We start from the raw sequence: 7,996 nt of genomic DNA, 5'->3' as shown, positions 1-7,996 counted from the left end.
GATGGGAAGAGCGCGCATGTCGGAGACCAGCGTGTTGTAGCCGAAGGAGGCGCCGCGCTCGGTGGTCAGCACATTGGCATTGCCGGATCCGGTGATCTTGGCGACCACGTTCTTCATGTCCCAGGGGGCGAGGAACTGCCCCTTCTTCACATTGATCACCTTGCCGGTTTTCGCCGCGGCGACCAGCATGTCGGTCTGGCGCGACAGGAAAGCCGGAATCTGCAGGACGTCGACATGCGGCGCGACGATGGCGCACTGCTCCTCGGTGTGGACATCGGTCAGCACGGGGAGCGAAAATTCCTTGCGCAGTTCGTCGAAGACGGGAAGGGCTGCGTCCATGCCGGCGCCGCGCGTCGCCGACAGCGAGGTGCGGTTGGCCTTGTCGTAGCTGGTCTTGTAGACGAGGCCTATGCCGAGCCTGCCGGTCAGTTCCTTCAGTGCGCCGGCCATGTCGAAGGCATGCTGGCGCGATTCAAACTGGCACGGGCCGGCGATCAGGGACAAAGCCGCCCTGTTGTCGAAGACGACATTGCCGACGGCTACAGACGAATTGGGCACCATCGAATTGGACGCTTGCGGCTTGCTCATGGGATCTCCCGGAAGATAAAGGCCGCGCCCTGTCCGGGTGCACGCCGCACGACGATATCATTGCCCGCTATATCGTGTTGGACGGAATTGGCTGCAAGCAGCCTCGATGTCACATCGGCGTTCCGAACCGAAAAGACCACCGCTGCGAAGCGTAGATCTGTCGGCGCGCCGGCCGGCAGGCCGAAGCGCGCGGTGAAAGCCGCGCGGTCAAGCACGCTCAAATCCGCATTCGGCAAGGGAAAAATGCCGCCCTGCCCGTCGGCGGCCGGATCATCCACCGCCACGGAAATCAGCCCATGCTGCTTTCCGGGCGCATCGCTGACCGCCAAGGTCTCGACAATTCCGGTCGCGCCGTTGGCGTGGGCCTGCAAAGCCGTGCGATCCACATCAGGCGCGTTGACCCGCTCGCAGGCAAACAGAAAGGCGTCCGTGGCCTCGGCTCCGGCCGCAAAGGCGAGCTTGAACGACGCGATGTCGCTTTTGCCGGCAGGGTCGGTGAAGGCGCGCGAAAAACCCAGCATGTCTCCCGCCGAGATGCCGGCATCGACATAGCGTGCATGGTCGGCATCGGCATTGCCCGTGCCTAGAACAATGGCGGAAAATCCCTCGTCGCCGTTGCTGTCGCGGTAGGCGCGATCACGCGCGACGAAGACATTGCCGTCTGCGATAGCCTTTGCCGCCACCTGCTCGTCGCCGACCGCCAAAGGTTCGAGATAGGTGCCGTCGGCCAGGAAAACACAGCAGTTTTCCGTTCCGAACGGATGGATTCCGGTCGGGGCAACGACGAAGCCAAGCGCGGTGAGCCGGGCTCGCGCCACATCGAGGCTGTGCGTCGGCAGCACCAGATGATCGAGCGGATGGGTGCCTGCGGCTGCGGTTTTGGTCATGCAGGCGCGATGTGCATCATTCCGCAAAGCCGTTCAAGACTTGATCGCAATACCGGCCAGTTCGCCCGTCAATTCACCGGACGTCGAAAGGCGCCCCTGGAGCAAGGTTCGATCAGCTCCCCGCGACGACATCGGCGGAATAGCGCAGTTCACGCATCGGTTTGACCTTGCTGGTGGTCTGCGCGTAGAGCGGGTGCGCCTTGTAGGCGGCCAGCGCGGCGTCATCGGCGAACTCCGCATAGACAACCACGTCGACCTCATCGGACAGCGGGTCCACCTTGGTGTTGAGCGTGACCTCGAACAGGCTGGAATGAGGAATGTCGCCGAGCGCCAGCAAGCCGGTGCGCACAGCCTCGACATCCTCTTTTCGCCGCGCGCTGAAGAAAACGATATGCCGGATCAACCCCGCCTCCTCGATCAAAGTGCCGGGGTCTTTTGTGACGGCAGGACGTTGGCGTCAATCGACAAGGATGTCGCGGCTGCTGCCACTGGAGTTAAGCTTTGCTGGTAACATATCGCACAACATGGCTAAGCTCTCTCACAGCGGTGTCGAGATAGCGGCCCTGATTGTACATGCCATCCCAGATCAAAAAAAATGCGATGGCGGCAATGACGATTACATAACGCATGGCTAAATCTATCGCACAAGGAATTCTGCGGTCATAGGCGTTTTTTGACGCGCTGCGCCTTGGCTGTGCACAGGCACAGATGCCCGCCGGCGGGAGCAATCTGCTTGGCACAGCCCCGCTTGCAGCCTGCCCCTTGAAGTTTCCCCGCATGACGTGGAAGATTGTCGCACGGATTCACCGGGAAGCGCTGAAGCTCTGGTAGGGGGCGCGCACTTCGTTCGAGCCCGCTCGCCGACGAACCGGTCGCGGCGGCGTTCGAAGCTGGCGAATGATCCAAGAGAACCGTGGCCCGGCAATTTGCGCCGACACCGCGGAAATCCAGGGGCATGAGATGGCGCAAAAGGAACATGTTGGCGTAGCATTGAGCGACGCGGTCAGGCTCGATGAATTCAACTTCGCCGAGATCGTCAAAGGCCTTCCAGCGAAAGCGCGCATGGTGCTGTCGGCGGCAATGAACCTGCCTCGCGGTTCGCTCAGGGTGAGGCTGCCGGACGGCCGCGCCGTGCTCGTCGGCGGCAAGGGACCTGGCCCGGATGCCGAACTGGTGCTGAAGAATTGGCGCTTGCCCGGCCGCGCCTTTTCCGGCGGCACGATCGGCGTTGCCGAATCCTATATGGACGGCGATTGGGAAAGCCCTGATGTGACCAGCTTCCTAGAGCTGTTCGTGGTCAATTCGGTCATTGGCGAGCGTATCGCGGGCGGCACCAGCTGGCTGATCAACACCGTCCAGCGCATACGCCACTGGTTCAACCAGAACACGCGCACCGGTTCGAAACGCAATATCTCGGCGCATTACGACCTCGGCAACGCCTTCTACAAGGAATGGCTCGATCCGAGCATGACCTATTCCTCGGCGCTCTACACGACCGGTGCCAACGACCTGGAAGGCGCCCAGGCCGCCAAATATCGCGCTCTGGCGAAGGATACAGGGATCGGTCCGAAGGACCATGTGCTGGAAATCGGTTGCGGTTGGGGTGGCTTCGCCGAATTCGCGGCGCGCGAGATCGGCTGCCGCGTGACCGGGCTGACGATCAGCCGCGAGCAGCACGATTTTGCCACGGCTCGCATCGCCAAGGCTGGCCTTGCCGACAAGGTCGACATCAAGCTGCAGGATTATCGCGACGAAACCGGCACCTATGACCGCATCGCCTCGATCGAGATGTTCGAGGCGGTCGGCGAGAAATACTGGCCGGTGTTTTTCGGCAAGATGAAGGCCTGTCTAAGGCCTGGCGGCACCGCCGGCCTGCAGATCATCACCATCAACGAAGCCGCCTACGACACCTATCGCGCAAGGCCGGATTTCATCCAGCGCTACGTCTTCCCGGGCGGCATGCTGCCGACGCCGTCGATTCTGAAGGCGCTCGGCAAGGATCATGGCCTTGCCCATCTGCGCGAGCGCGTGTTTCCGGACGACTACGCGCGCACGCTTGCCGAGTGGCGCCACCGGTTCTGGGCGTCATGGGAAAAGATCGTCCCGCTCGGCTTCGACGACCGCTTCAAGAAACTCTGGGAGTTCTACCTGCACTATTGCGAGGCTGGCTTCCGCGCCAGCTACATCGACGTGCGCCAGGTGGTCTACAAGGCGTAAGCCGACACGCTCTTGACCAGGCTATGTCGAGCATGATCTCGACATCGCCGCGCCGTCGCCGTCAAAAAGTCCGATCGCGAAGCAGAATGCCGCGCAGGACGGACGAATCGGAAATCACCTGATGCGCAGACGGACGATCTTCTTCGGCGTCATTGTTGTCGCTGCGGTGGGCATCTGGCTCAACAACACCTCGCTGTTATCGAGTCGCCCCGCCGGCAAGCCGGAGATGCTTGCCCATCGCGGCCTTGCCCAGGACTATTTGCGCGCAGGCATGACAGGACAGACTTGTACCGCCAGTCGCATGTTGCCGCCGCGCCATGGCTACCTCGAAAACACAATTCCCTCGATGGAGGCCGCCTTTGCGCTGGGCGCCGACGCGCTCGAACTGGATGTTCACCCGACGACGGACGGCAAGTTCGCCGTCTTCCATGACTGGACGCTGGATTGCCGCACGGAAGGCACGGGAGAAACGCGCAGCCATTCCATGGCCGAGTTGAAGGCCCTCGATGTCGGCTATGGCTATACGGCGGATGGCAGCAAGACCTTTCCATTCCGCGGCAAAGGTATCGGCATGATGCCATCCCTGGATGAGGTTCTGACGCACTTCCCGGCCCGCCGCTTCAACATCAACGTTAAGAGCAACGATCCGGGCGAAGGCGAAAAGCTGGCCGCCTGGCTTGCCACGCTGGCACCAGCCGAGCGCGGTTATCTCTCGGTCTATGGCGGCGACAAGCCGATTGCCGCGGTCAAGGCTGCGCTGCCGGACATGCATACGCTAAGCCGCGCATCGCTGACGCAATGCATCCTGCGCTATGCCGCAATTGGCTGGACCGGCTACGTTCCGGATGCCTGCCGCAAAGGCACCTTGCTCATCCCCGTCAACGTCGCGAAATGGATGTGGGGGTGGCCGAACCGGTTTCTCGATCGCATGCAAGGAGTCGACAGCCGCGTCTATCTGCTCGGCCCTTATTCCGGCGGCGACTTTTCGCAAGGGCTCGACGATCCCGAACTGATCAAGCAACTGCCGGACGGCTATTCCGGCGGCATTTCCACGGATGCGCTGGATCTCGTCACGCCTGACATCAAGGAACGTTTCGGCTCGGATCAATCCACGCCGTAAGGGGCTTGGATCGAGCCGCCCCGCAGCCCACCCTTCAAAGCAGGATGCGGTATTTCGCGAAGCCCGCCTCGCCCTCGCCCGCCGGTTCGATCTTCAGCGATTTCACCTGCGCAATGAAATCCTTGGCCCTGGGGCCGGTTTCGAAGACGGCGCTGGCTCCAGGCAGCGGTGCGAACGACCAGTTGTCGTCCGCCGACGGGTTGATCGTGCCCTCGCTGACGATATAGCGGACGATGACATCGCGATTGGTGTCCGGCGCCTCGTAGATGATCTTCGAGGCATTGATGTCGGGGAAATTGCCGCCGCCGCCCGCCCGGTAATTGTTGGTCGCGATGACGAATTTCTGTTTAGGATCAATTGGTTTTCCATCGAAACGCAGGTCGACGATGCGATTGGCGCCAGCGTTGGCCAGCCCGCCCTTGGCATCGTATTTCGACGGCTGCGACAGATCGATCTTGTAGGTGACGCCGTCGATGACGTCGAAATTGTAGGACGGAAAATCAGTGTTGATGAGGGCCTGGTCGGCCTTATCAGGCTCGATCCGGTTGAAGATGCCGGCCGACATTTCCAGCCATTCCTTGACCTGCGCACCGGTGATTTCGACCGCACGCACGGTGTTGGGATAGAGGTAGAGGTCGGCAACATTCTTGATGGCGATGTCGCCCGCCGGCACGTCGGTATAGTAGTCGGCGCCGTTGCGCCCGCCGGCCTTGAACGGCGCGGCCGCCGACAGCAGCGGCACATCCTTCCATTGCGTGTTCTTGAGGATATCCCTGAGGTACCAGGTCTGCGCCTGGCTGACGACCTGCACCGACGGATCGTCGGCGACCAGCGCGAAATAGGAATAAAGCGGCGCGGAGGTCTTGCCGACGGGACGCCGCACATAGGCCAGCGTCGCCTGGTGGTCCTGTTCGAGGGCCGCGATGATGCGCTTGTCGTCCGGGACAGTCGGCTTGTTCTTGTTGTCGAGGCGTTCGAAGATCGGCCGCGCTTCGGAGGTGGCTGAAACGACCTTCCATTTCGACCCGTCACGCTCCAGCATCAGGTCGATCAGCCCCATATGCGAGCCCCAGAAACCGCCCATGACGGCGGGTTTGCCCTGCAGCGTGCCCTTTTGCGTGTCGACACCGTCGAGCGACTGGAAATCCTTCTTGCCGGGGAACACCAGATGCTGGTGGCCGGTGAACACCGCATCGATGCCGTCGACGCCGGCGACGAAGAACGAGGCGTTCTCCATCATGTAGCCCTGCTTCACGTCGATGCCGGAATGCGAGAGCGCAAGGACGATGTCGGCGCCCTCCTCCTTCATCTGCGGCACCCAGGCCTTGGCCGCCTCGACGATGTCGCGCGTCTTGACATTGCCCTCGAGGTTCTTGAGATCCCAGACCATGATCTGCGGCGGCACGAAGCCGATAATGCCGACCCTGATCGGCTGCTCGGCGCCCGAACCGTCCTTGATCTTCTTGTCGAGGATGACATAGGGCTTGAGATAGAGCTTGTCGTCGCGCGGGTTCGCGGCAAGCTCGGTGCCGCGGATCAAATTGGCGCAGACGAAGGGAAAATTGGCGCCGGCCAGCACCTTATCCAGGAACGACAGGCCGTAGTTGAACTCGTGGTTGCCCAGCGTCGAGCACTCGTAGCCAAGCAGGTTCATGCCTTTCATGATCGGATGCAGGTCGCCGTCCTTCAGCCCCTTCTCATAGGCGATGTAGTCGCCCATCGGATTGCCCTGCAGCAGGTCGCCATTGTCGATCAGCATCGAATTCACGGCTTCCTTGCGCACAGCATCGATGAGAGACGCCGTGCGCGACAGGCCCAGCGTGTCGTTCGTTTTGTCGGCGTAGTAATCGTAAGGCAGCACGTTCACATGGATGTCGGTGGTCTCCATGATCCGTAGATGCGCCTGGTTGGCTTGAGCGCGGGCGGAGAACGGATGCAGCATGATCAGTGCCCCTGCGGCGGCGCCCGCAAGGAGATCGCGGCGGGATATGGGATGGAGCAGTTGCGACATGTTTTCTCCTTCGACAACTGACAAGCCCTGCCCCGAAGCGAACTTCGCTCTGAAACCTGCTTAAGTCCATTCAACAAGTCGCGCGCATGAAGCCGCCACTCGATCAGCAACGGATGACGTGCGGATGAACGATCGGGGCGAGGAAATCAGCCCTTGTCGTCGTCGCCTTGGGTGATCAGCCGCGCGCTGCGCTGGCCTGTCGCGTAAATCCATAGCCAGCTCAGCGAAACCGCAAGCCGGTTGCGAAAGCCGATCAGGAAATAGATGTGCGCCACTCCCCACAGCCACCAGGCCGCCCAGCCAGTCAGCTTGAGCCAGCCGAAATCGATCACCGCGGCGCGCTTGCCGATCGTGGCGAGATCGCCGGCATGCCTGTAATGGAAAGGACGCGCGGTCGTGTCGCCGCCGAGCCTGCCCTTGATGGTGGCCGCAACATGTCGGCCCTCCTGCTTGGCGGAAGGCGCGACGCCGGGCACCGGCCGGCCATCGGGCCGCAGCACAAGGGCGGCGTCGCCGATGACGAAAATCTCCGGGCTGCCAGATACAGTCAGATCGGGCTCGACCAGCACCCTGCCCGCGCGGTCCGCCTTCGCTCCCAGCCATTCAGCGGCCGGCGAAGCGGCAACGCCGGCTGCCCACAGGATCGTTCGGGCTGCCAGTTGCTTATCGCCAAACACAACACCTTCGGCGTCGCAGCGCGTGACGGCCCGGCCAAGCTCGACCGTCACGCCGAGCCGCTCGAGCGCTTTGCTGGCATAGTCGGAAAGCTTCGGTGCGAAATTGGCCAGAATGCGGTCGCCGGCCTCGATCAGCACCACGCGCGTCTGCCGCGTGTCGATGTTGCGGAATTCGCCGCGCAGCGTGTCATGCGCCAGCTCGATGATGGTGCCGGCAAGCTCGACGCCGGTCGGCCCGCCGCCGACGATCGCAATGGTCAGCAACGCCTGGCGCTTGGCGGGATCGGTCTCCCGCTCGGCCTGCTCGAAGGCCAGGAGAATTCGCCGCCGAATGCTGGTGGCATCCTCCAGCGTCTTCAGGCCCGGTGCGAACGGCTCCCATTCGTCGTGGCCGAAATAGGCGTGGCGGGCACCGGTGGCGAGCACCAGCGTGTCGTAGGCGACCGCGCTGCCGTCATCGAGCAGCACGCGCTTGCCGGCGCGGTCGACACCGGTG

At 62.4% G+C, this 7,996-nt stretch carries 7 protein-coding genes; 2 read left to right on the top strand and 5 right to left on the bottom strand.

The genetic code is table 11. The features are described 5' to 3' along the window. The 3 genes from kdsA to EOB80_RS27475 all read right to left on the bottom strand — a co-directional run. A partial coding sequence (gene kdsA / locus EOB80_RS27485) for a 3-deoxy-8-phosphooctulonate synthase (RefSeq protein WP_127330944.1) occupies positions 1 to 588 on the bottom strand: 588 nt, incomplete at its 3' end. Then, the gene (locus tag EOB80_RS27480; protein ID WP_127330942.1) at positions 585 to 1,475 is read right to left on the bottom strand and encodes a VOC family protein; all 891 of its coding nucleotides are present in this window, start codon (positions 1,473 to 1,475) and stop codon (positions 585 to 587) included. The genes kdsA and EOB80_RS27480, both read right to left, overlap by 4 nt. A 112-nt stretch (positions 1,476 to 1,587) precedes the next feature. Continuing rightward, complete coding sequence (locus EOB80_RS27475; RefSeq protein WP_023812050.1) at positions 1,588 to 1,878, bottom strand: Dabb family protein; 291 nt, start codon at positions 1,876 to 1,878, stop codon at positions 1,588 to 1,590. 557 nt (positions 1,879 to 2,435) lie between these two features. Between EOB80_RS27475 and EOB80_RS27470 the strand changes: the two genes are divergently transcribed. Continuing rightward, positions 2,436 to 3,692, top strand: coding sequence for a cyclopropane-fatty-acyl-phospholipid synthase family protein (locus EOB80_RS27470; RefSeq protein ID WP_127330946.1), 1,257 nt, complete (start codon positions 2,436 to 2,438; stop codon positions 3,690 to 3,692). 121 nt (positions 3,693 to 3,813) lie between these two features. Continuing rightward, entirely contained in the window at positions 3,814 to 4,812 is a 999-nt protein-coding gene (locus EOB80_RS27465) for a glycerophosphodiester phosphodiesterase family protein (RefSeq protein ID WP_127330940.1), read from the top strand. A 34-nt stretch (positions 4,813 to 4,846) separates the two neighbouring features. Here the strand turns inward: EOB80_RS27465 and EOB80_RS27460 are convergent, their stop codons facing one another. Continuing rightward, complete coding sequence (locus EOB80_RS27460) at positions 4,847 to 6,823, bottom strand: bifunctional 2',3'-cyclic-nucleotide 2'-phosphodiesterase/3'-nucleotidase (protein ID WP_127330938.1); 1,977 nt, start codon at positions 6,821 to 6,823, stop codon at positions 4,847 to 4,849. Positions 6,824 to 6,969: 146 nt separating this feature from the next. Then, a partial coding sequence (locus tag EOB80_RS27455; protein ID WP_245466455.1) for an NAD(P)/FAD-dependent oxidoreductase occupies positions 6,970 to 7,996 on the bottom strand: 1,027 nt, incomplete at its 5' end.

It is taken from the genome of Mesorhizobium sp. M7A.F.Ca.MR.245.00.0.0, from assembly GCF_003997415.1.
Classification (GTDB): domain Bacteria; phylum Pseudomonadota; class Alphaproteobacteria; order Rhizobiales; family Rhizobiaceae; genus Mesorhizobium.
Note: the sequence above shows the minus strand (reverse complement) of the source record. Positions and strands in the feature narration are given on the sequence as shown.